22 protein-coding genes and 1 pseudogene are annotated in these 26,287 nt (G+C 69.7%); 13 read left to right on the top strand and 10 right to left on the bottom strand.

Annotation, left to right across the window (positions count from 1 at the left end; genetic code table 11):
* Positions 1 to 145: 145 nt before the first annotated feature.
* A pseudogene (locus tag OG488_RS34160) lies at positions 146 to 949 on the top strand (pentapeptide repeat-containing protein); the annotation flags it as partial.
* Positions 950 to 1,247: 298 nt separating this feature from the next.
* Here the strand turns inward: OG488_RS34160 and OG488_RS34165 are convergent.
* The gene (locus OG488_RS34165) at positions 1,248 to 2,495 is read right to left on the bottom strand and encodes an McrC family protein (RefSeq protein ID WP_329236310.1); all 1,248 of its coding nucleotides are present in this window, start codon (positions 2,493 to 2,495) and stop codon (positions 1,248 to 1,250) included.
* A complete protein-coding gene (locus OG488_RS34170; protein ID WP_329236312.1) occupies positions 2,488 to 4,599 on the bottom strand; it encodes an AAA family ATPase in 2,112 nt (703 codons plus the stop codon). The genes OG488_RS34165 and OG488_RS34170 overlap by 8 nt, the downstream gene beginning before the upstream one ends.
* 148 nt (positions 4,600 to 4,747) lie before the next feature.
* Between OG488_RS34170 and OG488_RS34175 the strand changes: the two genes are divergently transcribed.
* Together OG488_RS34175 and OG488_RS34180 are read left to right on the top strand one after the other, a co-directional pair.
* The gene (locus tag OG488_RS34175; protein WP_329236314.1) at positions 4,748 to 5,149 is read left to right on the top strand and encodes a hypothetical protein; all 402 of its coding nucleotides are present in this window, start codon (positions 4,748 to 4,750) and stop codon (positions 5,147 to 5,149) included.
* Positions 5,150 to 5,618: 469 nt separating this feature from the next.
* The gene (locus tag OG488_RS34180; protein WP_329236316.1) at positions 5,619 to 7,520 is read left to right on the top strand and encodes an alkyl/aryl-sulfatase; all 1,902 of its coding nucleotides are present in this window, start codon (positions 5,619 to 5,621) and stop codon (positions 7,518 to 7,520) included.
* Positions 7,521 to 8,625: 1,105 nt separating this feature from the next.
* Here the strand turns inward: OG488_RS34180 and OG488_RS34185 are convergent.
* A complete protein-coding gene (locus tag OG488_RS34185) occupies positions 8,626 to 9,588 on the bottom strand; it encodes an electron transfer flavoprotein subunit alpha/FixB family protein (protein WP_329236318.1) in 963 nt (320 codons plus the stop codon).
* Between the two features lie 88 nt (positions 9,589 to 9,676).
* Positions 9,677 to 10,462 (bottom strand): electron transfer flavoprotein subunit beta/FixA family protein, encoded by a 786-nt coding sequence (locus OG488_RS34190; RefSeq protein WP_329225848.1) that lies wholly within the window; start codon positions 10,460 to 10,462, stop codon positions 9,677 to 9,679.
* A 197-nt stretch (positions 10,463 to 10,659) separates the two neighbouring features.
* Here OG488_RS34190 and OG488_RS34195 point away from each other — a divergent pair, with 197 nt between their 5' ends.
* Positions 10,660 to 11,355 (top strand): TetR family transcriptional regulator, encoded by a 696-nt coding sequence (locus OG488_RS34195; RefSeq protein WP_329239207.1) that lies wholly within the window; start codon positions 10,660 to 10,662, stop codon positions 11,353 to 11,355.
* A 108-nt stretch (positions 11,356 to 11,463) separates the two neighbouring features.
* Positions 11,464 to 11,850: a zinc ribbon domain-containing protein gene (locus OG488_RS34200; RefSeq protein ID WP_329236321.1), complete on the top strand. Its 387-nt coding sequence runs from the start codon at positions 11,464 to 11,466 to the stop codon at positions 11,848 to 11,850.
* Positions 11,851 to 12,123: 273 nt separating this feature from the next.
* On the opposite strand, the gene OG488_RS34205 is transcribed toward OG488_RS34200, so the two are convergent.
* From OG488_RS34205 to OG488_RS34225, 5 genes are all read right to left on the bottom strand, one after another.
* Positions 12,124 to 13,347: a TetR/AcrR family transcriptional regulator gene (locus tag OG488_RS34205; RefSeq protein WP_329236323.1), complete on the bottom strand. Its 1,224-nt coding sequence runs from the start codon at positions 13,345 to 13,347 to the stop codon at positions 12,124 to 12,126.
* A 281-nt stretch (positions 13,348 to 13,628) separates the two neighbouring features.
* Complete coding sequence (locus tag OG488_RS34210; RefSeq protein WP_329236325.1) at positions 13,629 to 14,858, bottom strand: RNA polymerase sigma factor; 1,230 nt, start codon at positions 14,856 to 14,858, stop codon at positions 13,629 to 13,631.
* Positions 14,855 to 15,556 (bottom strand): YciI family protein, encoded by a 702-nt coding sequence (locus tag OG488_RS34215; RefSeq protein ID WP_329236327.1) that lies wholly within the window; start codon positions 15,554 to 15,556, stop codon positions 14,855 to 14,857. Before OG488_RS34215 ends, OG488_RS34210 begins: the two co-directional genes overlap by 4 nt.
* A 96-nt stretch (positions 15,557 to 15,652) precedes the next feature.
* On the bottom strand, positions 15,653 to 16,333 hold the full coding sequence (locus OG488_RS34220; protein ID WP_329236329.1) for an alpha/beta fold hydrolase: 681 nt from the start codon (positions 16,331 to 16,333) through the stop codon (positions 15,653 to 15,655).
* 193 nt (positions 16,334 to 16,526) lie between these two features.
* Positions 16,527 to 16,895 carry a VOC family protein gene (locus OG488_RS34225; RefSeq protein ID WP_329236331.1) on the bottom strand — a complete coding sequence of 123 codons (369 nt, stop codon included), beginning with the start codon at positions 16,893 to 16,895 and terminating at the stop codon, positions 16,527 to 16,529.
* A gap of 573 nt (positions 16,896 to 17,468) precedes the next feature.
* On the opposite strand from OG488_RS34225, the gene OG488_RS34230 reads away from it, so the two are divergent.
* The 5 genes from OG488_RS34230 (at position 17,469) to OG488_RS34250 (ending at position 22,067) form a co-directional block, all read left to right on the top strand.
* Positions 17,469 to 18,776 carry an MFS transporter gene (locus OG488_RS34230; protein WP_329236333.1) on the top strand — a complete coding sequence of 436 codons (1,308 nt, stop codon included), beginning with the start codon at positions 17,469 to 17,471 and terminating at the stop codon, positions 18,774 to 18,776.
* 106 nt (positions 18,777 to 18,882) lie between these two features.
* The gene (locus OG488_RS34235; RefSeq protein ID WP_329236335.1) at positions 18,883 to 19,338 is read left to right on the top strand and encodes a MaoC family dehydratase N-terminal domain-containing protein; all 456 of its coding nucleotides are present in this window, start codon (positions 18,883 to 18,885) and stop codon (positions 19,336 to 19,338) included.
* Positions 19,338 to 19,760 carry a MaoC/PaaZ C-terminal domain-containing protein gene (locus OG488_RS34240; protein WP_329236337.1) on the top strand — a complete coding sequence of 141 codons (423 nt, stop codon included), beginning with the start codon at positions 19,338 to 19,340 and terminating at the stop codon, positions 19,758 to 19,760. The genes OG488_RS34235 and OG488_RS34240 overlap by 1 nt, the downstream gene beginning before the upstream one ends.
* Positions 19,757 to 20,914 (top strand): acyl-CoA dehydrogenase family protein, encoded by a 1,158-nt coding sequence (locus OG488_RS34245; RefSeq protein ID WP_329236339.1) that lies wholly within the window; start codon positions 19,757 to 19,759, stop codon positions 20,912 to 20,914. The genes OG488_RS34240 and OG488_RS34245 overlap by 4 nt, the downstream gene beginning before the upstream one ends.
* 40 nt (positions 20,915 to 20,954) lie before the next feature.
* On the top strand, positions 20,955 to 22,067 hold the full coding sequence (locus OG488_RS34250; RefSeq protein ID WP_329236341.1) for a CaiB/BaiF CoA transferase family protein: 1,113 nt from the start codon (positions 20,955 to 20,957) through the stop codon (positions 22,065 to 22,067).
* 72 nt (positions 22,068 to 22,139) lie between these two features.
* On the opposite strand, the gene OG488_RS34255 is transcribed toward OG488_RS34250, so the two are convergent.
* Positions 22,140 to 23,315 carry a thiolase family protein gene (locus tag OG488_RS34255; RefSeq protein WP_329236343.1) on the bottom strand — a complete coding sequence of 392 codons (1,176 nt, stop codon included), beginning with the start codon at positions 23,313 to 23,315 and terminating at the stop codon, positions 22,140 to 22,142.
* 155 nt (positions 23,316 to 23,470) lie between these two features.
* Between OG488_RS34255 and OG488_RS34260 the strand changes: the two genes are divergently transcribed.
* The 3 genes from OG488_RS34260 to OG488_RS34270 are packed head-to-tail and all read left to right on the top strand — an operon-like array spanning position 23,471 to position 26,209.
* Positions 23,471 to 24,628, top strand: a complete 1,158-nt coding sequence (locus OG488_RS34260) for an acyl-CoA dehydrogenase family protein (RefSeq protein ID WP_329236345.1) — start codon at positions 23,471 to 23,473, stop codon at positions 24,626 to 24,628.
* A gap of 20 nt (positions 24,629 to 24,648) precedes the next feature.
* Entirely contained in the window at positions 24,649 to 25,413 is a 765-nt protein-coding gene (locus OG488_RS34265) for an SDR family NAD(P)-dependent oxidoreductase (protein ID WP_329236346.1), read from the top strand.
* Between the two features lie 28 nt (positions 25,414 to 25,441).
* Complete coding sequence (locus OG488_RS34270; protein WP_329236349.1) at positions 25,442 to 26,209, top strand: SDR family oxidoreductase; 768 nt, start codon at positions 25,442 to 25,444, stop codon at positions 26,207 to 26,209.
* The last annotated feature ends 78 nt before the right edge of the window (positions 26,210 to 26,287 follow it).

Below are 26,287 nucleotides of genomic sequence, written 5' to 3' on the forward strand. Positions count from 1 at the left end.
AAGAGGATCGCGTCGACGATCTCCCAGGCCGAGGGGAGAACCTCGGACGGTAGGCTTGAACTGCCAGTGTGGGGTTCTTGCGGACCGCCACGAGTCCGACAGAGGGCCGGGGCCGTATCGAGGCCGACGGCACAGGAGACCGCCCATCTTGTCTGAGACAACCGAACTGCGGGCAGATTGCGCGAACTGCTTCGGTCTGTGCTGCGTCGCGCTGGCGTTCTCCCGTTCCACGGACTTCGCGATCGACAAGGCCGCCGGGGACCCCTGCCCCAACCTCCAGCAGGACTTCCGCTGCGGCATCCACGACAAGCTGCGCCCCAAAGGATTTCAGGGGTGCACGGTGTACGACTGCTTCGGTGCGGGACAGAAGATCTCGAAGGTCACCTTCGCCGGGCAGAACTGGCGGGAGGACCCGGACGGCGCGCGGCAGATGTTCGCCGCGCTCCCCGTGATGCGGCAGTTCCACGAGCTGCTCCGGTACCTCCACGAGGCGCTGGCCCGTCCGGCTGCCCGGCCGGTCCACCGGGACGTACAGGCCGAGCTGGAGAAGATCGAGCGACTGACCTTCAGTGACGTGGACACGCTGCTCGGCCTGGACGTGGCGGCGCACCGGGCCGAGGTGAACACGTTGCTCCTGCGGACCAGCGAACTGGTGCGTGCGGAGGTCCGGGGCAAGAAGAAGGACTGCCGGGGTGCCGACCTTTTCGGGGCCCGGCTCAGGGGTGCCGATCTGCGCGGGGCCGATCTGCGCGGCGTGTATCTCATTGCCGCCGACATGAGGGGCGCGGACCTGCGGCTAGCCGATGTGATCGGCGCGGACTTCCGGGACACGATTCTCGCGGGGGCCGACCTCACCGACTGCCTCTTCCTCACCCAGACGCAGGTCAACGCCGCGCAGGGCGACGCCGCCACCCTCCTCCCGGCCGGCCTCGACCGCCCGGCGCACTGGGACGGGAGCGTCACCGCCCCGGCCACGCCCGCCCCCGAGGACGCCCCGCGCCGGCCCACACGCGCGGGCGCCCCACGCAAGGGCTCCCCGGCGCGCAGGCCCGGCGCCTCCAGCCGTAAACGGCCCGGCTCGGCAGGCTCCCGGGGTGCGTAGCCGCCACCCTGCGGCCGCCCCGCGGAAGACCACGTAGGGGCGGGCCACGCCCTCAAGGAGTTCTGCCTGCGCGATCCGGACGGCCTGGCCGTCCAGGCACTTCACCGCCCACGGCGGCCGTCACCGACCGGCCGGCGTCCCATGGTCAGCGCAGTGCTGAGCCCAACCAGGCCGACGCCTGCTCAGGCACGGTGCGGGTGTCGACACCGAGGACGTGGACAAGGCCCAACAGGCCTCTGGGGCCGCGCACCTGGAGGGTGCGCCGGGCGTGACTGCCCGGCTGGGGGTGGACGATGACGGCGGTCGGGGTGTCGGCGGAGGCGTAGCCGCTGCTGTAGGTGAGGAGCTGGTGGACATCGGCCGCGCTCACGCCGTGGCGGTCGTAGCGCTTGTACTTGGCGTCCACGGGCAGCAGCGTGCGATCTGCCGTGCCGTGTCCGGGAAGTCCTGGAAGGCTGAGCAGGAGATCGGGCCGGAAGGCCGAGGCGTTGCCCAGGTCTCCGCGGATGGTTATCCCGGTGCCGCTCCCGCCGGGTACGGCGTGGCCGCCTTGTGAGTCGACGGCCTCGGTGCCGAGACGGCGGACGACAGCTTCCCAGAGCGCGGGCATCGCGAGCAGGAGCCCGTCTGCCGAGGTGCCGTGGTCGGTGAGCAGGTCGGTCACGCCGCCACCGCGCAGCAGCAGGCGCGCCCAGGTGTGCGCGGGGCGGTAGCGGGCGTTGAGTCGCGTGTAATGGGTGCGGTCCAGAGCGCGGAGCGCCGCGGCCGGGGTAGGGGCCCACGGGAAAGCGCCGGCGGCGCCGTGCAGGGCGCGCGCCAGGCCAGGGCTGCCTGTCATGCCGAGCGCCGCCTTCAGAGCGCTCCCCAGGACGCGGTTGTCCCAGATGTCCGCCTCCCGGTCGAAGGCGCGGAGGTGCAGCTGGTCCAGTTGCCCATAGCGCCGGGTGGCCTGGGCGGCGACGTCCAGGCGTCCCCGGAGCAACGGTTCGACACTCCGGCGGCGCACGTAGTCCCGGCGCAGCCCCTCCCGCAGCAGCCGCTCGCACTCTTCGAGCAGAGCGGCGCCGACCAGATCGGCGTAGCCGGTGGGGCCGGTGGCCCACCGTCTGGCCGTCGCCGGGACGGGCGTGCCGAGGGCGTAGGCGAGCCAGCTCATGAGCCGCTCTCCGGGAATGGCGAACTTGGGTGAGATGACCACGCGGACACGGTCCAGGACCAGGACCCCGACGGTCGCGTCGGCCTTGAGCCGCCACCCCGTGTGCTCCCTGGTCAGGGTGAGACTGCCCCGCGCCTGGAGGGCGTGCAGGCGGTCGGCGTCCCGGGGTGTGAGCTGATCGGGCGCCAGTACGGCGGACTCGTACTCGCCGAGCTGGACCGGGGTGCGGTCAGGCATCCGGGCCGGGAACGCCGCTGGTGAACTCGGTCGCCAGGGCGTCCGCCAGGTCCTGCGGGGGCATGAGGAGCGCGCGCCCGGTCCCGGCGTCGACCAGGGCGCCGAGGATACGGTGCAGCAGTTCCGCCCGGCCGAGGCAGTAGTCCTCCAGAAGCGGGAGCACCTCGTGGTGGAAGGCCGCGGCCAGATCCTCCTCGGTGGCGATCGGTTCACCGTCCCGCAGCAGGTAGGCGTGCCCGATCTGGTGGTCGGCGTCGAGATGGCGGGCGATGCGGGTGTTGAGGGACTCGAAGAACGCGGCCAGGTCCAGGGGGCCGACGGTCCCGGAAACGGCGTCCGGGTCCGGGCCCACGGGCAGGAACGCGAAGCGGCGGCGGACCGCGGCGTCCAGGTGGCTGATGCTCCGGTCGGCGGTGTTCATGGTGCCGATGACTCGGACGTTCGGCGGCACGGAGAAGGCCCGCTTGCTGACGGGCAGGGCGACCGGCAGGCTCCGTTTGTCGAGTTCGAGGAGCGTGATCAACTCGCCGAAGATCCGGGGCAGATCACCGCGGTTGATCTCGTCGATGACCAGCAGGAACGTCTGGTCGGGCTGGGCGGAGGCCCGGCCGCACAGGTCGTGGAACAGGCCGTCCGTGAGGGCGAGGGTGAGCCCCGGGCCGGTGGCGCTCAGGTCCGGCTTGAACCCCTCGACGAAGTCCTCGTAGCCGTAGGACGGGTGAAAGGTGACCATGCGGACACGGTCGCCGTGCAGCATCTCGGCCTGAGCCTCGGCACGTTGGCGGGGGTCGGCACCACCGAGCACGTCGGCGCGGCCGGCCAGGGCAAGGGCGGCGCCGAGCGCGAGCCGGGTCTTGCCCGTACCGGGCGGCCCGTGCAGGATCACCTGCCCCTTGCGCTCCAGCGCGTCCAGTACGGCCTGCACGTCCTCGGGCAGTGCGACCGGCGTGCCCGTCCGCGCTCCTCCCGTAATCGGCACGGAACCGGAGCCGGAGCCGGCGGTGTGTGCGGTGAACCTGGCGAAGAGGGACGGGTCGACCTTGGCGAAGGTGGACCGCCAACCGTGCTGGGGCTTCGACAGCTTCTGCGCGCGGGAGGCGTCCCACACCACCGGGACGACGTGGTGGAACTCCGGCCGGTCCGGGGCGTGACGGTAGCTCCCGTCGACCCTGCCGGTGGCCAGGATCTCGTCCGTCCCGCGGTTGGCGACGACGCGGTCTCCCGCCTCCAGGTCACGGAAAGCCAGCAGTCGACGGGCGAGGGTGAGGCTGCCGCCACTGCTGCGCGGCCAGTGCGCGTCCAGGAACTGCTTCAGTTCCGTGTCGCTCTGGTACTGGCCGAGATCGCCGAGCTCGTCCCACCCGACGCAGATGAAGCCTCCGTTCCGGCATTCCTCCCACAGACGGCCGCGCTCGCCGGGAGCGATCTTCCAGATGGTGCGTCGCCGGGGATTGAAGTGCTTGTACAGGAAGCGCATCACCTCCTGTCCCGTCCAGCCCTCGAACTCCTCACGGTTCCGCAGGAGTTCCCTCAGCTGCCGGTTCGTGCGCGCGGCGGGGACGCCGGTTTGCGCTTCGCCGCCGAGCAGCGTGACGAACGTCCGCAGGTGCTCGGCCGCGTAGATCGGCAGGAAGTGCTGTGGGAAGTAGGTCGTCAGGGACTTCGTCACCAACGTCGGCCCGTACCGCAGCACTTCGAGGTCGTCGAGGGCGTCGAAGTCTCCTGCCGCGACGGTGTCGAAGGCCCGGACGAACTGTCCGCGCAGTTCCACCCAGGCCTCCTGCGGGTCCATGCCGCGCAGGGGTGCGGCCAGCCGCCATTCGCCGGAGTTGTGGTGGTACATGATGTGCTTCGCGGCACTGCCTCCCCTGATGCTCCCCAGATTCGGAGTGAGGAACTCCAGTAGCCGGCAGTACGTCGGCTCCGACCCGGGAGGAGGGGCCTGCCCGAGGGCGTAGCGCTCCAGCGGCAGCTCCGCCCACTCCTCCAACGGGAACTGGGCCAGCACCTCCTTGCGCTCGTCCTCGGCAGCCGACTCGACGTCCGCCACAGCGGCCCGGTCGAACTCGGCTGCCGCCGTGCGCACATCCACCGGGTTGGTCATGGAGGCCATCATGCCGGAGGGAGAGGCGGCGTCCCCCATGCTCGGCGAGGTCGGGCGACTTCCTGCGCGAGGGGCAGATGACCGGCACGATGCTCAACAGGGCGAGGTCGGTCCCTGGGCACCGAGGCCAATGCGACAGGGGGAGATCGTGCAGGACTGGATCTACATCCTCAATCCGAACAAGGACACCCTCGGCGGTGAGTCCTCCGACAAGGACAGGATGCGTCGTCTCGCCCACACGGACCCTGAGCGCGACTTCTGGCTGAGCCGACGCAACCGCATGAACCGGGGCGACCGCCTGTGGTTCTTCTTCACCTCGCCGGAGTCGGAGGTCGCTGCCGTGGCCGACGTCCTTGGTGAGCCGTACGAGGCGGGCCCGCCGGATTCCGAATGCGCCTTCCGGGTCGACGTCACACTGCTGCCAGGGCCCACGGCCGCCTTGTATGACCATCCCGTCGGCCGGGACGAGCTGGAACTCGGCCAGGTTCGGCCCGTGCAGAAGGTCAAGCCAGGGGCGTTGAAAATCCTGCTGGAGCGGGCCGGTCTGTGACACGTCCTCCGCGGGCAGGACGGCCACCAGAACTCCAGCCCACGCCCGGCCGGGTTCGTGTGGGGCAAGAGTGATCGCGATGTCCCATACAGGCGATGAAGAGAACGAGCACGGCTACCGTCGAAATGGTGCAGGTGCCTTCGCCTCACCCTGGGGTCGATCATCAGAGATGAGTCCTGGGGAATCGACGGGGTCGACCCAGGAGGGCGGCGTGCCAATTCTTCCGGGCGAGGGCTGAGGGTGCCTCGGCAGCCCAACGTCGGGTATCGGCGGAGAGCCGCCGGTCATGGGCCGTTGCGGCGAGTGTCTGCGAGGACTGCCCACGACGGACGCGCTCCGTCGAACGCCATGACGGCTGCACGCGCCGCGGTGGTTCATGCGAACGGTGACGCCCGCCTTGCTGAGCGGCAGGGGAGAGGTGAGGCTGGGTCGACGTGCCGAGTGGTCGCCCCTGACGAAAGAGGTCGCCATGACCTACACGCCCAAGAGCGCGACGCCTGCCACGGCTGAGGCGAACCGCGATGCTCCGGCCAGGTATGACGTGGACGACCGGCAGGACTTCGCCGACAGCGACCGAGGGCTCATCGCCCCTTTCCCGGACAAGCTGTACTCGGCCGACGGCCGGGAAATCTTCGACGCCGCCCGGTTCGACTACATCGGCGAGGACGTCCCCGCACCGGACACCGTGCACCCGAGTCTGTGGCGGCAGTCGCAGATCATCCGCAAGGGCGGCCTGTACAAGGTCACCGACGGCGTCTACCAGGTCCGCAACAACGACATCGCCAATCTCACCGTCGTCGAGGGCGAGACCGGTCTGGTGGTCGTGGACTGCATGGCGTCGGTGGAGGCAGCGACGCAGGGGATGACGATGATCCGCGAGCACGTCAGCGACAAGCCGGTCGCCGCGGTGATCTACACCCACACCCACATCGACCACTACGGCGGTGTGAAAGGGATCGTCAGCGCCGACGACGTCGCCTCCGGGAAGGTGCCGATCATCGCACCGGGCACGATCGCCTCGTTCGACAAGCACGCCATCGGTGAGAACGTCATCGCCGGCAACGCGATGACGCGGCGCGCCTCGTACGCATTCGGCAGTCTGCTCGACCTCGACGCGACCGGGCATGTCACCTGCGGCATCGGCATCGCCTCCGTGCCGGGTGTGACCATCTCCTACCTCTCGCCGACCGACCCGATCACCGAGACCGGCACCAGGCGTGACCTGGGTGGCCTGGAGTTCGAGTTCCTCTATGCCCCCGACACCGAGGCGCCCGAGGAGATGCACATCTGGATCCCCCAGCTCGGCGCCCTGACCTGTGCGGAGAACGCGAACCACTCGCTGCACAACATCCAGACCCTGCGCGGCGCGCGTACCCGTGACGCCCGTAATTTCGCCCGCTATCTCGACGAGACCCTGGAACGCTGGGGCGACGACGTCCAGGTGCACTACGGGCCTCACACCTGGCCGGTGTGGGGCAACGCCACGGTGACGGCGTTCCTGGAATCGCAGCGTGACACCTACAAGTACCTCCACGACCAGGCGCTGCGACTGGCGAACAAGGGCTACACGCCGCTGGAGGCGGCAGAGGAGATCGAGCTGCCCGAGGAGCTCGGTCGTAAGTGGTTCAACCGCGGCTACCACGGCACGCTCCACCATGACGTCCGTGCGGTCTTCACCAAGGAACTCGGCATGTGGGACGGCGACCCGGTCTCCCTGCACCCGCACCCGCCCGCCGAGGCGGCCAGGCGCTTCGTCGACCTGATCGGGGCCGACAAGGTTCTGGCGGAGGGCCGCCGGGCCTTTCAGGCCGCGGACTACCGCTGGGCGGCCCAGATCCTTCACGCCTTGGTCTTTGCCGAGCCTGAGAACCAGGCTGCCCGTCACCTCCAGGCCGACGCCTACGAGCAGATGGGCTACCAGGCCGAAGGGCCGCAGTGGCGGGGCGTGTTCCTCACTGCGGCCAGGGAACTACGTGAGGGAGTTCAGCCGGCCTCCTTCGCCTCCGCGAGCCCGGACACCATCCTGGCCATGCCCATCGGCATCCTCTTCGACTTCGCCGCTGTTCATCTCATCGGAGACAAGGCCGCAACCGCGGACCTGCGCATCGCCTTCCACTTCACCGACAGCGACGAGACCTGGACGATGTGGATCCGGCGCGGAGTCCTCAACGCCCGGCGCGGGTCCCTCGCCCCCCAGCTCACCGTCAGCGGTCCGAAATCCGCACTGGTCGGCACCCTTCTCCAGCCCGGGTCCGCCGATCAGCTCGTGGCGGCCGGAGAGATCGAGCTGGACGGCGACGGCGAGACGCTGAGCGCTCTCGCCGGTCTCCTTGACGACTTCGACCCCGACTTCAACATCGTGATCCCCTGACCACGACGCGAATACGCGGCACCTCCCGCCGTATGCGACTGGTGCCTGACATCCGTCGGGAGTTCGGCCTCAGCGCGTGCGACCCGGCGCCGAAAGGGGCACTCCACGGACGGGACCTGGCGGTCAAGGCCGCGTTGTTGAAGGGCACACACTCTGTGTCGTACGTCGGGCTTCCTGGCCGACGGTGCGCGAGAGCTGATCCCGCGCGCGCTTCGCGGCGGCAGGAGTCGCAGGTGTGTGCAAGGGCTGTGAGCTCGAATCGTGTGTGTGCGGTGGCGCCGGATGACAGCCGGCGGAGGTAAATGTATGCTCCACCTAAATCTTGTCGGCGTGCCCTGCCGGGCGCCCTGCAAGTTGCATATACCAACCATTTTCCGGAGTCGGTGCATCGTCACCCGGGTTCCGCCGCGCTCGAGTGGATCGGGGATGCCTGACGACCGCGCTCTTCGGGACGCGCCGCTAGTGAGGCGCGGTGGCGGTTTCATCGAGGACCTCCGCCTCGCCGTCTCGACCGCACGAAAGGCGTGAGGTCGCGGAGAACGCGAAGGCACCCTCGGCCGCCCGACCGCCACCGGTCCGAACGTTCTACCTGCTGCTCGAGTCAATCTGTGAGGGGTGCCGAATGTCGCACACGACAGCGCCGAAGGGACGAAGCAAGGCGGGTGGCCTCAGCGCCGCCACCGTGGGAGGGGTTCTGGTTCTGTCCGCGGTGAGCGGGCTTGCGGGAGCCCTCACTGCGGGCTGTCCCTTGTGGGAGCAGATACTGCTCGGCTCCGGGCTGTGTGCCTTGCTCGGTCTGGTCGCCCTGCTGCTGGCCGGCGCTCCCGCTCGGCCCTGAGTGCCGCGGGCTGTGTCGCGCAGCCGAGGATGCCTTCTCCCCTGCCCGCGCCGGGCCGCTCGACGCACCAAGGCTCCGGCCGTGCCTCAGACGACGAATCGGTTCGGAGAGATCCACTTAACTGTTATAGGGGCATGCGGGAATGCTCTGCCTGGGTGGGCAGCTCCGGTCCGTCTGCTCGTCCGCGTGCGTGCCGGCTGCCCATGGGAGCTCAGAGGGCCCGCGGTGATCATCACCACGGGCCCTCTGAGCCGGTACGGACTCGGGTCAGCCCTTGCGGGTCTTGACCTCGTCGGTGAGCTGGGGGACGACGTTGAAGAGGTCGCCGACGACGCCGTAGTCGACGAGGTCGAAGATCGGGGCCTCGGCGTCCTTGTTGACCGCGACGATGGTCTTCGAGGTCTGCATGCCGGCCCGGTGCTGGATCGCGCCGGAGATGCCGGAGGCGATGTACAGCTGCGGGGAGACCGACTTGCCGGTCTGGCCGACCTGGTTGGTGTGCGGGTACCAGCCGGCGTCGACCGCGGCGCGCGAGGCGCCGACGGCCGCACCGAGGGAGTCGGCGAGCGCCTCGATGATCCCGAAGTTCTCGGCGCCGTTGACGCCACGGCCGCCGGAGACGACGATCGCGGCCTCGGTCAGCTCCGGGCGCCCGGTCGACTCGCGCGGGGTGCGGGAGAGGACCTTGGTGCCGGTGGCCGTCGCGGAGAAGGAGACCGTGAGGGCCTCGACGGCACCCGCGGCCGGGGCGGCCTCGACGGCGACCGAGTTCGGCTTGACCGTGATGACCGGAGTGCCCTTGGAGACACGGGACTTGGTGGTGTACGAGGCGGCGAACGCCGACTGCGTCGCGACCGGGCCCGAGTCACCGGCCTCCAGGTCGACGGCGTCGGTGATGATGCCGGAACCGATACGCAGCGCGAGGCGGGCCGCGATCTCCTTGGCCTCGGCCGAGGAGGGCAGCAGCACGGCGGCCGGGGACACCGCGTCGTAGGCGGCCTGCAGGGCGTCGACCTTGGGGACGACGAGGTAGTCGGCGAACTCCGGCGCGTCGGCGGTCAGGACCTTGACCGCGCCGTGCTCGGCGAGCGCGGCGGCGGTGTCGGCGGCGCCGTTGCCCAGGGCGAGCGCGACGGGCTCGCCGATGCGGCGGGCGAGCGTCAGCAGCTCCAGGGTGGGCTTGCGGACGGCACCGTCCACGTGGTCGACATAGACGAGAACTTCAGCCATGGGACTTCAATCTCCTGCGTGCGAAAGAGGCGGGGCGGCGACGGGGACGGGCGGGGCTCAGATGAACTTCCGGCCCGCGAGCCGGTATCTAGATGAACTTCTGGCCCGCGAGGAACTCGGCGAGCTGCTTGCCGCCCTCGCCCTCGTCCTTGACGATCGTGCCCGCCGTGCGGGCGGGACGCTCGGCCGCGGAGTCCACCGCGGTCCAGGAGCCGCCCAGGCCGACCTCGTCCGCCTCGATCTCCAGGTCCTCCAGGTCCAGGGACTCGACCGGCTTCTTCTTCGCCGCCATGATGCCCTTGAACGACGGGTAGCGGGCCTCGCCCGACTGGTCGGTCACCGACACCACGGCCGGCAGCGACGCCTCCAGCTGCTCGGACGCGGAGTCGCCGTCACGGCGGCCCTTGACCGTGCCGCCGTCGACCGACACCTCGGAGAGCAGCGTGACCTGCGGGACGCCGAGACGCTCCGCGAGCAGCGCCGGGAGCACACCCATCGTGCCGTCCGTGGACGCCATGCCGGCGATGACCAGGTCGTAACCGGTCTTCTCGATCGCCTTGGCCAGGACCAGGGACGTACCGATGACGTCGGTGCCGTGCAGGTCGTCGTCCTCGACGTGGACGGCCTTGTCGGCGCCCATCGACAGCGCCTTGCGCAGCGCGTCCTTGGCGTCCTCGGGACCCACCGTGAGCACGGTGATCTCCGCGTCGTCCGCCTCGCCGGCGATCTGCAGCGCCTGCTCGACCGCGTACTCGTCGAGCTCCGACAGCAGACCGTCGACGTCGTCACGGTCCAGGGTCAGGTCATCGGCGAAGTGCCGGTCGCCGGTGGCGTCGGGCACGTACTTCACACAGACAACGATCCTCAGGCTCACTCCGGCTCTCCTACACGTACGGGGCGGTCGCACGACGTGCGATTGATGCAACCGAATCTATGGCACTGAGTGCACTCTGTAAAGGAACTGAGTGCCAAATCTATGCCCCCGGTGCTACGTTTCCCCGCATGACTGAGGTGCGTAAGCGCGGCGGGTCCGCGGATGGGCCGACGGCCGACGATCCCCCCAAGGTGCCCATGCGGGAGGTGCTCGCACAGGCGGCGTTCCAGCTCTTCCTGGAGCGCGGCTTCGAGCGCACGACGGTGGACGACATCGTCGCGAGGGCCGGGGTCGGACGACGGTCGTTCTTCCGGTACTTCCCCTCGAAGGAGGACGCGGTCTTCCCCGACCACGAGGGCTGCCTGGCCGAAATGACTGCCTTCCTGGAGGCGAGCGACGGCGTGGAACCGGTCGGCGCGGTGTGTGACGCGGCCCGGATCGTGATGCGCATGTACGCGGCGAAGCCTGAGTTCTCGGTGCAGCGCTACCGCCTGACGCGCGAGGTGCCGGGGCTGCGCACGTATGAACTCTCGGTCGTGCGACGGTACGAACGGAAGCTGGCCGGCTATCTCCGCGGGTGCTGGGCCGGTATGCCCGACAGTGCGCTGCGGGCCGAGGTGGTTGCGGCGGCGGTGGTCGCCGCGCACAACAACGCCCTGCGGTCCTGGCTGCGTTCGGGCGGGGAAGGTGATGCCGACGCAGCAGTCGACCACGCCCTCGGAACTTTGGGCGAGGTGGGGGTCGTCGGAGTTCCGGAGGCCTCGCAGGGCAGTGCGGGCACAAAGAGCACGGAAGGCTCCGACGCCGATGAAGTGATCGTCATGGTGGCGCGCAAGGGAGCCCCGCTGTGGCGCGTGGTGCAGCAGGTGGAGTCCGTGCTGGCGGAGGGGTGAGTGCAATGAGTGGCACTCAGTGCCTTTACTGTTCGGCACTCAGTGTCATATCTTGCTGAACGGCGACGCGACCGTGCGCCGCTCATCAGCCGAGTGCGGGGGTCCGACGTGTTCCGGTCGACAAGCGAGACGACGACGGCGCCGGTGCGTGAGGGACCGGGGCTGACCTATCAACGCTGCCGGTGGTGCGGTACGGCCTCCTTCCGCAGACTCCTGTGCCCGGTGTGCGCGTCGAGCGACCTCGACGACGAACGCAGCGACGGTCACGGTGTGGTGGTCAGGACGACGGTGGTGCACCGCTACAGCCGAATCGCCCGCAACGAGTCTCTGGTGCGCTTCCCCGAAGGCTTCATGTTCCGTTGCCGTGTCATCGGAACGCCGGCACACCTGGTGTGGGCGGGGGACCGCGTGCGCCCGGCGGTGGCGGCCGCCGCGGACTCTGGCGAGGTCGTCCTCGAGATCTGCGACCCGGGCGACCGCGAGCTGTGGAGCTGACGCCGGGCTGCGCAGCGGGGAGCTGACTGCGCGGGGCCCGTGCCGCACGGCGGCACGGGCCCCTTGTCCGGACGAGCGGGAGTCAGACCAGGGTGTAGGCGCGCAGGGAGGGCTCGGCCCAGAGCTGTCGTACCGCCGACACAGCCGAGCGGCACGCCCTGCCGGCCGAGGCCGACAAGAGGTGCTCTCCCGCTCTCGGGGCCGTGGCCGAGACCTTCGGCCCGTATGTCAACATCGCGACGTCGTGGGTCGTACAGCGGCAGGAAGCGCCCCTTACACGGGATGCGTCTCCCCCTCCGCCAGCAGTACTGCGGCGCCGATCTCGGTGAGGCGGTCAGCGAGGTCCGGGCGGTCGCCGGAGGCTCCCGTCCGGGCAGCGTTGTCGATGACGGTGAGGGCGGCGAGAACGGTGATCCTCGCCTCGCCCGGGTCGAGACCCGGGCGCACCTCGTCCATCAGCCGCACCCAGAGCCCGAGGTACTCGCGCTGGGTCTGGCGTGCCTCCTTGCGCTCCTTCTCCGGCAACTGGTCGAGCTCGCCGATCAGCAGGCCGATCAAGTGGCTCTGGCTCACGGCGAACTCGACGTACGACCGCAGCAGCCGCTCCAGCGTCTCGCGCGGGGTGCCGGACCTGGAGAGGGCCCGTGCCGTGCCTGCCCGGCGCTGTTCGCCGCCGCGCCTCACGGCGGCGACCAGCAGGTCGGTCTTGGTCGGGAAGTGCTTGTAGATGCTCGGGCCCGTTGCGCCCGCGGCCTCACCGATGTCGTCGGTGCTCACCGACTGGAAGCCCCGCTCGTCGAAGAGCCGGATCGCCTCGACGAGGATCTCCTCACGCCGGGACATCGCGAGGCCGGCGTAACCACCGGGAGACGGCGCGGCCTCCGCGGCCGGGCTGGTGGTGAGCGGACAGTGTGCCGCGGCGTACGCGAGCCGGTACAGCAGCTCCTCGAAGCGGCGACGGGGGAGGGATGTACGGTGCCAGGACACGGAGCCGTACACCGCCAGGACGGACCAGGCCAGCAACTGGCGGTCGGCGTGGTCAAGTTCGGGGCGCTCCGAGTGGATCAGCTCGCCGATTCCCTCGGCGACGACGTTCAGGGTGCGCCGCAGTTCCTTGTGAGGGCCCTCGGGCAGGTGGCGTGCTTCGCGCTGCCACAGGACGGCCGACCCACGGCGGTCCGGGGCCTCCGAGGCCGAGACGCGGAGGTAGGTGTCCAGGTCGGGGGCGGCCGCCACGGACGCGGCGACAACGGCGACGGTGGAGTCCACGACGTGGAGCAGCAGGTCGGGCTTGCCGCGGAAATGCCGGTAGAGAGCCGGTGCGGTGATCCCGACCTCGCTCGCCACATCGGCCAAGGAGACGTTGTGGTAACCGCGGGTGCGGAAAAGGCCGGCTGCGGCGGCGACGATCCGGGCCTTGCGGTCGGGAGGTCTGCGCGCGGGCTTCCTCTTTGTCCCCTCGGTCTGCATCTCCGCTCGCCCCTCGCTCTCGGTCACCTGGGCAAAGTACAACATCGGGGCGGTGTTGTGATCACTGGCTCACACCTTTGGTCCTGCTGCCAGTGACTGCAGGAGAGTGGATGCGTGCCGGCAAGTGAATGCCTCCTCACTCATGTGCCGTGCCTGTCGGTGAGTAGATTCCCGCGCAGCGGCTCCAGCTTGGATCGCGCGCTGACGTCGAGCATGGTCCGACGCACTCCTGGTCGAGGGCGCCCAGAGCCTACGGGCAGTACACGGCCACCGTGCGGGGTCCGCGGAGGAAACGTCACCGTACGGAGTCAACCGACGAGTTCCCCTTCGGCGGCCCGCTGTGCGTACTCCCGGGCGATCGCCCGGTTCGGGGCGATCGCCTCCGCCGCCCGGTACGCCTCCGCGGCCTCGCGGGTGCGACCGAGGCGGTGCAGCGCGTCCGCGCGGACAGCGGGCACGGCGTGGTTCCCGGCCAGTGCCTTGGGTGAGCAGAGGGCGTCGACAGCGTTCAACTGCGCCTGAGGTCCGTCGCGCATCCCGAGGGCGACGGCGCGGTTGAGCGCCACGACCGGGTTCGCGCGCAGGGCGAGGAGACGGTCGTACAACGCCACGATCGCCGCCCAGTCGGTCGCTGCCGCCACCGGGGCGAGGGCGTGCTGCGCGGCGATCGCCGCCTGGAGCGTGTACGGGCCGTCCACTGCGACGGCCTCGCGGCCCAAGGCCACGCCCTCGGCGATGAGTGTCCGGTCCCACCGGGTTCGGTCCTGGCGTTCCAGCGTGACCTGCCCGCCGTCGGCATCGAGCCGGGCGGCGCGTCTTGAGTGCTGGAGCAGCAGCAGCGCCAGGAGCCCCCGCGCCTCCGGCTCGTCGGGTGCCTCGGCCGCGACGAGCCGGGCGAGCCGGACGGCCTCCTCGGCGAGGTTGTCGCGGGCGGTGCTGCCGTCGCTCGGTGCGTAGCCCTCGGTGAACACGAGGTAGATGACGGCGAGTACCCCGTCCAGCCGTTCGGCGCGCGCCCCGGGTGGTGGCACTCTGTACGGGATTCCGGCTCCCGCGATCTTGTGTTTCGCCCGCAGGATCCGCTGCGACACGGTGTCCTCGCCGACCAGGAAGGCGCGGGCGATCTCGCGCGTGGTCAGGCCGCTGACCGCCCGCAGCGTGAGCGCGACCCGGGATTCGAGGGGGAGCGCCGGGTGGCAGCAGGTGAACACCAGCCGCAGCCGCTCGTCCCCGGGCGGCTGCGGTTCGCGGATCGCTTCGTGCGCGGCGACCTCGGAGAGCTTGCCGCGCTCGGTCGCCTGGCGACGCAGCACGTCAAGGGCGCGGTGCCGCGCGGTGGTCACCAGCCAAGCCCCCGGCCTGCGCGGCACCCCCTCCTGTCCCCAGGCCGGCAGGGCGCGGGCGAACGCCTCCTGCGCGCAATCCTCGGCGAGCTCCCAGTCGCCGGTCATTCGCACGATCGTGCCGAACACGACGCCCCACTCGCCGCGGTACGCCTCGGCGAGCGCCGCCCGCACCTGTGCCGGCCCGGCCCTCACGAGAGGTCCGTCCAGAACTCGCGCAGCTCGGCGATCCCGGACCGCGCCATGGGGCAGCGGGAAAGGTAGTTGATCGACTCCTGCCAGTCGCCGTCGACGAACACGATCCCGGACACCCATTCCGGCACGTCCGTGTACGCGCCGTGGGTGACCAGCAGTTTCCCTCCCCGGCGGCGCACGAGTGTGGCGTCCTCGACGGGACGCAGGTGCTGGCCGCCGAGACAGCGGCCGGAGGCGAGACCGTCGCGGACCCAGTCGGCCACCGCGGCGGGCTCGGGAGTGAAGGGCGGTGCGCCTGGGTCCGTCCGGAAGATCCCGAGGAAGCGGGAGGCGGGCGCGTCACCCTCGTGCGGGACGTTCTCGGTGCCCGGCCCGAGGCCGATCGGTCCGACCGGCCGGATCTCGATGCGTCCGCCGGTCGCCATCGGGTGCGACGCGGCGACCTCGATCGCCTCGTCGAGGTCGGCGGCCTCGACGAGGTCGTATCCGGCGATCCACTCGGTCGTCTCAGCGAACGGGCCGTCGGTGACCAGCACCCGGTCGCCGCGGACGCGCACCGTCCTGGTTTCGGCGGCCGGCCTGAGCGGCATTCCCTCGACCCGGACGCCGCGGTCGTTCCACCTGTCGACCCATGCTTGTGGGTTCTCGTCGGTCGGTTCCCCAGCGGGGTCGGTGGCAACGAACAACACATACTTCATGACCGTTCTCCTTTCGAGTGTTTCATGAAGACGACTAAGGGCCTTCGCGGAATCCGACAACTCGGCGAAGATTGCGAACGGCACGTGGAACGCGTTCTACGCTGCGTATCCCTCCAGCCGGGCGGCCAGTTCCTGAGGACGGCTGAGGAGAACGTAGTGACCGCCGTCGATCTCGTCGGCGGTGATCCCCAGACGCTCTCGTACCACCCGGCGCATGAACGGGGCGGGGAAGAACCGGTCCTCGCGGCACAGCAGGAACGTCGTGGGTACGTCGGGCCACGACGACAGAGGCCACGGATCCTCGAAGGGCGTGCCCGACTGGCGGCGCTGGCGACCGAGCGCCGCCGCGAGAGCGGTCGGCACATCCCCGTAGAACAGACCGGTCTCGTCCGGTGCGCGGCCCTCGTCGTGCGCGTCCCGCTCGCGCCGGGCCTGCTCGTAACCGGTGTTGGCCCACCAGTCCGCAGGCGTCTCACCGGGTGCCGGGACCATCGCCGTCACCAGCACCAGTCGATCGACCCGCACCCGCTCGCACACCAGCGGTGCCGTGAATCCCGCGAAGGAGTGCGCCACCAGCACCACACCGCCGCCATCACGGCCCCGCGCGCCGACGGCGTCGACGACCGCGTCGGCGTACTCCGACAGTCCAGCGGAGTCGTCGTCGTTCGGCAGATCAACCACAATCACGTGGTGGCCTCGGTCCCGCAGCGCGGCCTCCACCAGGTGCCAGTGCCACGGGGTGCCGGCGGCGCCGGGGATCAGGATGTAGGTCGCCATCGTCAGCAGTCCTCCTCGTGTCCTCCGCATCCGGCCTGCGGTGCGGGATGAGTATCACCGCTCGTCCACCCACCTGTCCGAGCGTCGGCGCCGCCGCGGCGCGTTCATTCTCCAACATCGAAGTCGGGGTCACTGCGGGCAGATGACCTCTGCCGAAGGCAGCCCACGACCAGCACAAGCACCTGGGACAGAGTCACTGGGCCGGGATCGGCTGGGTGAGATTCACCGGGTTGCCGTCGGGGTCCTTGATGTGGGCGACGCGCTGTCCCCACGGCATGTCCTTGGGGCCGCTGCGGACCGAGCCGCCCAGAGCAACCACGCGGCCGAGCGTCTCGTCGACGTCGTCGACACCGATGCTGAGCAGCATCCGCGGTACCGCCCCGGCCCCCAGCTCCGGCTTGGCCACCAGCCCGAGGTCGGTGTCGCCGATGCGCAAGCCGCGGTAGAAGGCCGGCCCTTCCTCCGGTATCCGGAAGATCTCCTCGGCGCCGAACAGCTTCGTATAGAAGCCGAGCAGGACATCCTGGTCGGCAGTCAGGATCACTGGCTGAATGGTGGACATAGCACTCCTGTCGAGAACGGTCGTGTCACTGGGTAGACCGTTCACGGACGCTGAACTCATCGGCAAAGCCCCCCTGCCAGACGATCTACACCCCAGATCGCCGCCCACGACCAGCGTGAGCACCCGAGAACTCCACACCAGCACCTTGACCTGCGGTTTCAAGTTGGCGGAGGCTCAGTGCGGTGTGGGCGGACTTCCTCAGGTCGGGTGGCGCCAGCAAGGGGTTGCCGTAGTAGGAACTGGCGCCGCGCAGCTCTGCCAGGGCCGACTCGGCGAAGGCGGGGAGCCGTGGGTGGAGCAGCTCCGCCGCGTGGCGCAGCACCCGGCCGGCGCCCTTCCTGGCGGGTTCGTCGTGGAGCCCCGGCGGCCGATGGACCGGACGTGGGGGGCGTGCCGGCGGACCGGTACGCGACGGGTTCATCGTCACCTCCGCGTGAGCTGAACGCTGCCAAGTTAGAGAAAAGTCACTCACGCGTCCAGTGGCATGCGATATCGATGTTGTCCCTTGTCCATGTGAGTTAGGGGTGGTTCACTTCACGCCACATTTACCCAGCTGGACAAGGGAGGGCCGTCATGGCTGTCGAACAGCAGGAAGTGTCCGCATCCGAGGGCGTGGCCGCGGGCCGTGTGCGCCGCAAGGCATGGACCGTTCTCGCGTTGCTGGTCTGCCTGATGCTGGTCAACTACGCCGACAAGGTCGTCGTGGGTCTGGCCGGGGTCGGCATGAAGGAGGACCTGGGCCTGAACGATGCCCGGTTCGGTGTCATCCAGAGCAGCTTCTTCTGGCTCTTCGCCGTCGGGTCCGTCCTCGGCGGCTGGCTCGGGGGCAAGGTGCGGGCCCGCTGGCTCCTTGCGGGCATCGCGGCGCTGTGGGCCCTGAGTCTCGCGCCGATGGCGGCCCAGGTCGGTTTCACCGCCATAGTCGCGTGCCGGGTGCTGCTCGGCCTCGCGGAAGGGCCGACCACTGCGCTCGCGATGCAGGTCGCGCACTCGTGGTTCCCCGCACACAAGAGGGCGATCCCCAGTTCGATCGTCGTCGCCGGGGCGGGTATCGGCCCGCTGATCGCCGCGCCCGTGCTGACCTGGGTCATCCTCACGTACTCGTGGCACGCCGCGTTCGCGGCGCTCGCCGCCTGCGGCGCCTTGGTCGCCGTTCTCTGGCTGGGCGGCGGCGATTCCGGTCCTGAGGACGCGCAGGGTGGCGGCCACGGTGCCGTGACGGCACCGGCACTTCCCGAGCGGGTTCCGCTGCGGCGTCTGTTCTCGACCGGGACGCTCATAGGGATGTCCCTGCTGTTCTTCGTCGCCTACGCCAACACCTCGGTCAAGGTCAGCTGGCTGCCGCTCTACCTCCAGGAGGGGCTCGGCTACGACGCCACCACGGCCGGGAACCTGGTCGCGCTTCCCTACCTGGGCTCGGCGATTGCGGTGATTCTCGTCGGCGTGCTCTCGGCCGCGTTGACCAGGCGGGGTGTGGGCAGCCGAATGACCCGGGGTGTCCTGCCCGGTGCGATGGTCCTGGCTTCCGGGGTGTGCACCATCGCGTTCTCCTCGCTGGACCGGGGTGTGCCGCAGATGGTGCTGCTCGTGCTCGGGTCCTGTCTGAACTCCGCGGGGTACGGAGTCGCCTTCGCGGGGCTCGCCGACGTCGCGCCGGCGAAGCAGCGCGGCACCGTCTTCGGGATCGTCACCGGGATCTACAGCCTCGGCGGGGTCGTGGCCCCGTTGGTCGTCGGCAGGCTGGTGGACTCCGGGGACTCCGTCGCGCTCGGCTACGGGGACGGCTTCATGGTCCTCGGCGTGACGATGATCGTCGGGGCGATGGCGGCGCTCCTGTTGGTCAACCCGGCGCGCGATGCCGCAAAATTTTCCACTGAGTGAATGAAGGTAATCGTGATCTCCTGTAGGTGGTGACCTTGACAGTAGGCGCAATGAGAAAGAAAGTGAATCTGCCATAACCTAACTGGAGGAGAAGGTGCCCTGATCCATGGCCATCGATCCCGCCGTCATCGGCAGCCGCACTCCCGTCTTCTCGACCGAGGCCGAGCGCGGCAGGCTCCGCTTCTTCGCCCAGGCCTGCGGCCAGACGGATCCGGTCTATTCCGACCTGCGGGCCGCCGAGGCCGCCGGTCACCGCGACCTCCCCGTTCCGCCGACGTTCCTGTTCTGTCTGGAGATGGACAACCCCGACCGGGCCAGGTTCCTGACCGAACTCGGCGTCGACGTCCGCACGGTCCTGCACGGCGGCCAGGAGTTCACGTACCACGCCACCGCGTACGCGGGGGAGACCCTCACGTTCTCGACCGAGGTCAAGGACATCTACACGAAGAAGGGCGGTGCCCTCCAGTTCGTCGTGCGCGACACCCACGTGACACGCGACGGCACACCGATCGCCGCGCTCACCAGCACCATCGTGGTGCGCGACCCAAAGGCAGGCCGGTGATGACCACCCTGAACGCGGGCGACTCGCTCACCATCCGGGCTCCGAAGGTCACCCGCACCACGCTCGCGCTCTACGCGGGAGCCTCCGGCGACCACAACCCCGTCCACATCGACACCGACGCCTGCGCGGCAGTAGGTATCCCGGACGTCTTCGCCCACGGCATGCTCTCGATGGCCTACCTCGGGCGGCTGCTCACCGACTGGGTCCCCCAGGGGCGTATCCGCTCCTTCGGTGTGCGGTTCTCCGCGATCACACCCGTCAACGTGACACCGGTCTGCACCGGGACGGTCGCCGCGGTCGAGGACGGGCTGGCCCACCTCGACCTGGCGGTCACCCTGCCCGACGGCACGGTGACCCTCCGGGGCACCGCCGTCGTCACCGCCCTCGACCCCGCAACGAGCAACGACAGGACCGACACATGAAGCGCACCCTCTACACCCAGGAGCACGAGGACTTCCGGGCGATGATCCGGGACTTCATCGCCAAGGAGGTGAAACCGCACTTCGAGCGGTGGGAGCACGACAACCTCGTCGACCGCGACATCTTCCGCAAGCTCGGAGCGCTCGGTGTGATGGGCTTCGACGTTCCCGAGGAACTCGGCGGCGCCGGCGAGACCAGCTACAAGTACCAGGTCGTCATCAACGAGGAGTGCGCACGCGCCGCCGTCTCGTTCGGCCACTACGGGGTGTCCACCGGCATCGTCCTGCCGTACCTGCTCGACCTCGCGAGCGACGAGCAGAAGAAGCGCTGGCTCCCCGGCGTAGCCTCCGGAGACATCATGCTGTGCATCGCGATGACGGAGCCCGGCACGGGCTCCGACCTCGCGGGGATCCGCAGTAGCGCCGAGCTCTCCGCGGACGGCACCCATTACATCCTCAACGGCTCCAAGACCTTCATCACCGGTGCCCGCAACTCCGAGCTGTGTGTCGTCGCGGCACGTACCGCCCCGGCCACCGCCGAGGACCGCCGCCACGGGCTCAGCCTGCTGGTCGTCCCGACCGACAGTGAGGGCTTCGACTACGGCCGGAAGCTGGACAAGATAGGGCTGCGCTCCTCCGACACCTCCGAGCTGTCCTTCACCGACGTCAGGGTCCCGGTCGAGAACCTTCTCGGCGAGCAGCACAAGGGATTCTCCTACCTCGGCCGGAACCTGCCCCGCGAGAGGCTCTCGATCGGCGTGGGCGCTGTCGCCACGGCCACGGCCGCGATCGAATTCGCCCGGGAGTACGTCCTGGAGCGGAAGGTCTTCGGCAAGCCGGTGGCCGCGTTCCAGAACACCAAGTTCGTCCTCGCCGAGTGTTCCGCCGAGGTCGAGGCCCTTCAGGCGCTCGTCGACAAGGGCATCGAACTCGACGACGAGGGCGAACTGTCCGGCGCGGACGCTGCGAGGATCAAGCTCTTCGGTACGGAGGTCGCGGGGCGCGTCATCGACAAATGCCTTCAACTGCACGGCGGTTACGGCTACATGCTGGAGTACCCGATCGCCCGCCTGTACGCGGACACCCGTGTCTCGCGCATTTACGGCGGAACCAGCGAGGTCATGAAGACGATCATCGCCAAGGATCTGGGCCTGTGAGCCCTTCGTCATCCCGTCGCCCGGAAAGAGCCGACCTCCAGTGAGTACCGCATCCACTCCGGCCGGCCCGCTGGCCGGCATCCGCATCGTCGAACTCGGCGGCATCGGACCCGGCCCCTTTGCCGGCATGCTCCTGGCCGACCAGGGCGCCGAAGTCATCCGCGTCGACCGGCCCGCCGATGCCGGCACCGCGTCGAAGCATCCGATTCTGCACCGGGGCCGCCGCTCGGTCGCCCTCGACCTGAAGGACCCGGCGGGCGTCGAGGCCGTCCTCGCCGTCATCGACACCGCCGACGCCGTCATCGAAGGTTTCCGCCCCGGTGTCGCGGAACGCCTCGGCCTCGGCCCGGAGATCTGCCTGGCCCGCAACCCCGAACTCGTCTACGGCCGGATGACCGGCTGGGGCCAGGACGGTCCGCTCGCCCAGGCGCCCGGCCACGACATCAACTACATCGCCGTCGCGGGCGCGCTCGGCGCGCTCGGCGCCGCGGACGAGAACCCGCCCCTCCCCCTGAACCTCGTCGGAGACATGGGTGGCGGGGGCATGCTGCTCGCCCTGGGCATCACGACCGCGCTGGTCAGCGCGCGACGCACGGGCGAAGGCCAGGTCGTCGACGCCGCCATGACCGACGGCACCGCCGTCCAGCTCGCCCTCATCCACGGCCTGCTGGCGATCGGCCGATGGGAGGACGCCCGCGGCGTCAACCTCTTCGACGGTGGTGCCCCCTTCTACCGCACCTACCGCACCTCCGACGGCGGGCACATGGCCGTCGGCAGCGTCGAGCCGCATTTCTACGCGGTCCTGTTGCAGGTCCTCGGCCTCACCGGCGACCCGTTGTTCGCCGGGCAGCACGACCGGGACAGCTGGCCCGCCATGCGGGCGCGCCTGGCGGAGATCTTCGCCGGACGGAGCCGCGAGGAGTGGACGGCGGCCTTCGACGGCACGCAGTCCTGTGTCACCCCGGTGTACGGACTGACCGAGGCCGCCACCCACCCGCACAACCTGGCGCGCGGTACCTACTACACGGAGGGTGGTGTGCTCCAGCCCGCCCCCGCCCCGCGCTTCCAGGGCACCCCGCCGGGCACACCGCGGCCCGCGCCGGTGGTCGGCGCGCACACCCGGGAGGTCCTGGCGGAGGTCGGCCTGGCGTGACGTGAGGTGAGCGCGCGGAGAGGGGGTGCTGCCCGGTGGGCAGCACCCCCTCTCCGTACCCGGGTGGACGGTTCAGACCAGCTCGAGGATCGTCGCGTTGGCCATGCCTCCGGCCTCGCACATCGCCTGGAGGCCGTAGCGGATTCCGTTGTCGCGCATGTGGTGGACCAGTGTGGTCATCAGGCGCGCACCGGAGCCCCCGAGCGGGTGGCCTATCGCCATCGCACCTCCGAGGGGGTTCATCAGCTCGTAGTCCGCGCCGGTCTCCTTCAGCCATGCCAGGGTGACCGGGGCGAACGCCTCGTTGATCTCGAAGGCGCCGATGTCGTCGAGGGACAGGCCCGAGCGCCTGAGGGCCTTGGCTGTGGCCGGGGCCGGCCCCAGGGCCATGGTGACCGGATCGACGCCGGCGAGGACCGCGGTGTGGACCCGGGCGAGCGGGGTCCAGCCGTTCCGGCGGGCGATCTCGCTCGTGGTGATGAGCAGCGCGGCGGCGCCGTCGGAAATCTGGGAGGAATTCGCGGCGCTCACCACGCCGTCAGCCTTGAAGGGGGTCTTGAGGGCTGCCAGCTTCTTCAGGGTCGATCCGCGCCGCACGCCCTCGTCGGTGTCGAAGACGCGCGTCGTGTGGTCCGCGCCGGTGACGGTGACCGGAGCGATCTGTGCCTTGAAGCGGCCCTCGTCCACGGCCCGGGCGGCCCGCTCGTGCGAGTCCAAGGCGTGCTGGTCGAGTTGAGCGCGGCTGAATCCGTACTGCTCGGCGATCATCTCGGCGCCGACACCCTGGTCGAAGGTGCCCTGCCCGTCGGGGAAGTAGCGGTCGAGGACGAGTGGGCCGTAGGCCTGGCCCGTCCCTGGAACCTCGCGGGCGGCGCCCATGGGAACCCGGCTCATCGACTCGACGCCTCCGGCGACGGCGATGTCGTACTGGCCGGCGATGACCAGTCCGGCGGCGAAGTGCACCGACTGCTGGGAGGAGCCACAGGCGCGCGAGACGGACACCCCGGGCACGGACTCGGGCCAGCCCGCGGCGAGTGCAGCGAACCTGCCGACGACGCCGGCCTGTTCGCCGACCTGGGAAACAGTGCCCCAGATGACGTCGTCGACGGAGGCCGGGTCGAGGCCGTTGCGCTCGGCGAGGGCGGTCAGGACATGGGCGGAGAGGTCGACGGCGTGAATGCCGGAGAGGGAACCGCCGCGTTTGCCGACGGGGGTCCGCACGGCATCGACGATCACTGCGTCACGCATGGGCTGCTCCTGAGAGAGGGGTGACGGGCAGCATTAAGTTATTCCAAGCTAACCATCATGTCCAGGTCCTGATCTGGGATCGAAGTCTCTTGACAGCAGGGCCGTGGGTGGTGAAAGTAAAAACTGGCTAACCACAGATCGTGAGAGAGGATCCCATGCCGCGCACGGTATTCAACGAGGAGCACCAGGCGTTCCGACAGGTGGTCCGTGACTTCCTCGCCAAAGAAGCGGTTCCGCACCTGCAGGACTGGGTGGCGGCGAAGGCCGTCCCCCGCGACTTCTACCGCAAGCTCGGCGCGCTCGGCCTGCTCGGCATGGAGGTACCGGAGGAGTACGGCGGCGGTGCCCAGGCCGGACACCACTTCGGTGCCGTGCTCGCCGAGGAGGTCGCCCGGGCCGGCGCCACCATCGGCACCGCGATGACCCACTCCAACATCATCCTGCCGTACCTCCTGCACTTCGGGACTGAGGAGCAGAAGCGCCGCTGGGTCCCCGGCTGCGTCTCCGGCGACTTCATGCTGTCCATCGCGATGACGGAGCCCGGTACCGGCTCCGATCTCGCCGGCATCCGGACGAAGGCCGTCCTCTCAGAGGACGGCACCCACTACGTCCTCAACGGCGCCAAGACCTTTATCACCGGCGGTACGCAGTGCGACCTGGTCCTGGTCGTCTGCCGTACGTCCCCCGCCCCTGCGGACAACCGTCGCAAGGGTCTGTCGATCCTGGTCGTCGAGACCGGGAGTGAGGGTTTCGAGGTCGGCCGCAGCCTGGACAAGATCGGCCTGCACGCCTCCGACACCGCCGAGCTCTCCTTCACCGATGTGAAGGTGCCGGTGGAGAACCTGCTCGGCGAGCAGGACGAGGGCTTCTTCTACCTCGGCCGCAACCTCGCACGCGAGCGCCTCGTGATCGCCGTCCAGGCGTCCGCCGCCGCCGAAGCGGCCGTGTCCTTCGCCAAGGAGTACACCCGGGACCGCGAAGTCTTCGGCAAGCCTGTGGCCGCCTTCCAGAACACCAAGTTCGTGCTTGCCGAGTGCGCCACCGAGGTCGAGGCCGCCAAGCTCATGGCGTACGAAGCCCTGGAGCGCGACGCCCAGGGCGAACTGTCTGCGGACTACGCGGCCATGGCGAAGCTGCTGTGCACCGAGACCGCGAGCCGCGTCATCGACAAGTGCCTCCAACTGCACGGCGGATACGGCTACATGCTCGAGTACCCGATCGCCCGCCTCTACGCCGACACCCGCGTCATGCGGATCTACGGCGGGACCAGCGAAGTCATGAAGACCATCATCGCCAAGTCCATCGGCCTCTGAACCGGGAACGGAACCTCACCATGCAGATCAACGGAGTCTCCGCAGTCATCACCGGTGGCGCGTCGGGCCTCGGCCTCGCCACCGCCGAACGCCTGATCGGCCAGGGCGCGCACGTCGTCCTCCTCGACCTGCCCACCTCCCAGGGCGAGCAGCGCGCCAAGGAACTCGGAGAGCGCGCGCACTTCGTCGCCGGCGATGTCCGCAGCGCCGACGACGCCACCCGCGCCGTGGCGACCGCGGCGGCCCTGGCGCCGCTGCGCATCACGGTCAACTGCGCGGGCCTCGGCAAGGGCGGCCGCACCGTAGGCCGCGACGGCACGCCCTACGCCCTGGAGGACTTCGAGTTCGTCGTCGGCGTCAACCTGATCGGCACCTTCAACGTGCTGCGCCTCGCCGCGGCCGAGATGGCGAAGACCGAGGAGGCCGATGGTGAGCGCGGTGTCATCATCAACACCGCCTCCGCCGCGGCCTTCGAGGGCCAGATCGGCCAGTGCGCCTATTCCGCGTCCAAGGGCGGCATCGTGGGCATGACACTCCCGATCGCCCGCGACCTCGCGGCGGCGAAGATCCGGGTCGTCACCATCGCCCCCGGCCTCTTCTCCACCCCGCTTCTCAACAAGAAGCCGCAGGAGTTCCTCGACGCGCTCGGCGCCCAGGTCCCGCACCCCTCCCGGCTCGGCGACCCCTCGGAGTACGCCCACCTGGCGACCTCGATCATCGAGAACCCCATGCTCAACGGCGAGACGATCCGCCTCGACGGCGCCATTCGCATGGCCCCCAAGTAGGCCCCCCACACTGCCACAGGGAGCAACTGTGTCCACGACCCACTCCGCTCAGCAGGTCGCCGTCGTCACCGGCGCCGCCCGGGGAATCGGCGCGTCGATCGCCGCCCGCCTCGCCCGTGACGGATTCGCCGTGGCGGTCCTCGACCTCGACGAGGCGGCCTGTGCCAGGACCGTCGGGACCGTCGAGAAGGAGGGCGGCCGCGCCCTCGCCGTCGGCTGCGACGTCTCCGACTCCGAACAGGCCGAGGCGGGCGTCGCCCGCGTCACGGCCGAACTCGGCGCCCCCACCGTCCTGGTGAACAACGCCGGCATCATCCGGGACAATCTCCTCTTCAAGATGACCGACCAGGAGTTCGACTCGGTCATCGGTGTCCACCTGCGCGGCGCCTTCCTGATGGCACGCGCCGTACAGCGCCACCAGACCGCCGCCGGCTGGGGCCGCACCGTCAACCTCTCCTCGTCCGCAGCCCTCGGCAACCGGGGCCAGTCGAACTACTCCTCGGCCAAGGCCGGGCTGATGGGCCTCACCAAGACCCTGGCGATCGAGCTCGGACCCTTCGGCGTCACGGTCAACTGCGTCGCCCCCGGCTTCATCGCCACGGAGATGACCGAGGCCACCGCCGAGCGCATGGGCATCACCTTCGAGGAGTTCACCGACCGGTATGCCAAGGCCATCCCGGTCCGCCGGGGCGGCCGCCCCGAGGACATCGCCCAGGCGGTCTCCTTCTTCGTCCGTGAGGAGGCCGGATTCGTCAACGGCCAGATCCTTTACGTCGCCGGCGGTCCCAAGGGCTGACGTATGCCGCCGGGTCCGGACCGAACCGGCTCCACCCCGTACCGCCCGCATCCTCTGCCAACGACGATGGAGGGACCC

This window comes from Streptomyces sp. NBC_01460 (assembly GCF_036227405.1).
GTDB lineage: Bacteria > Actinomycetota > Actinomycetes > Streptomycetales > Streptomycetaceae > Streptomyces.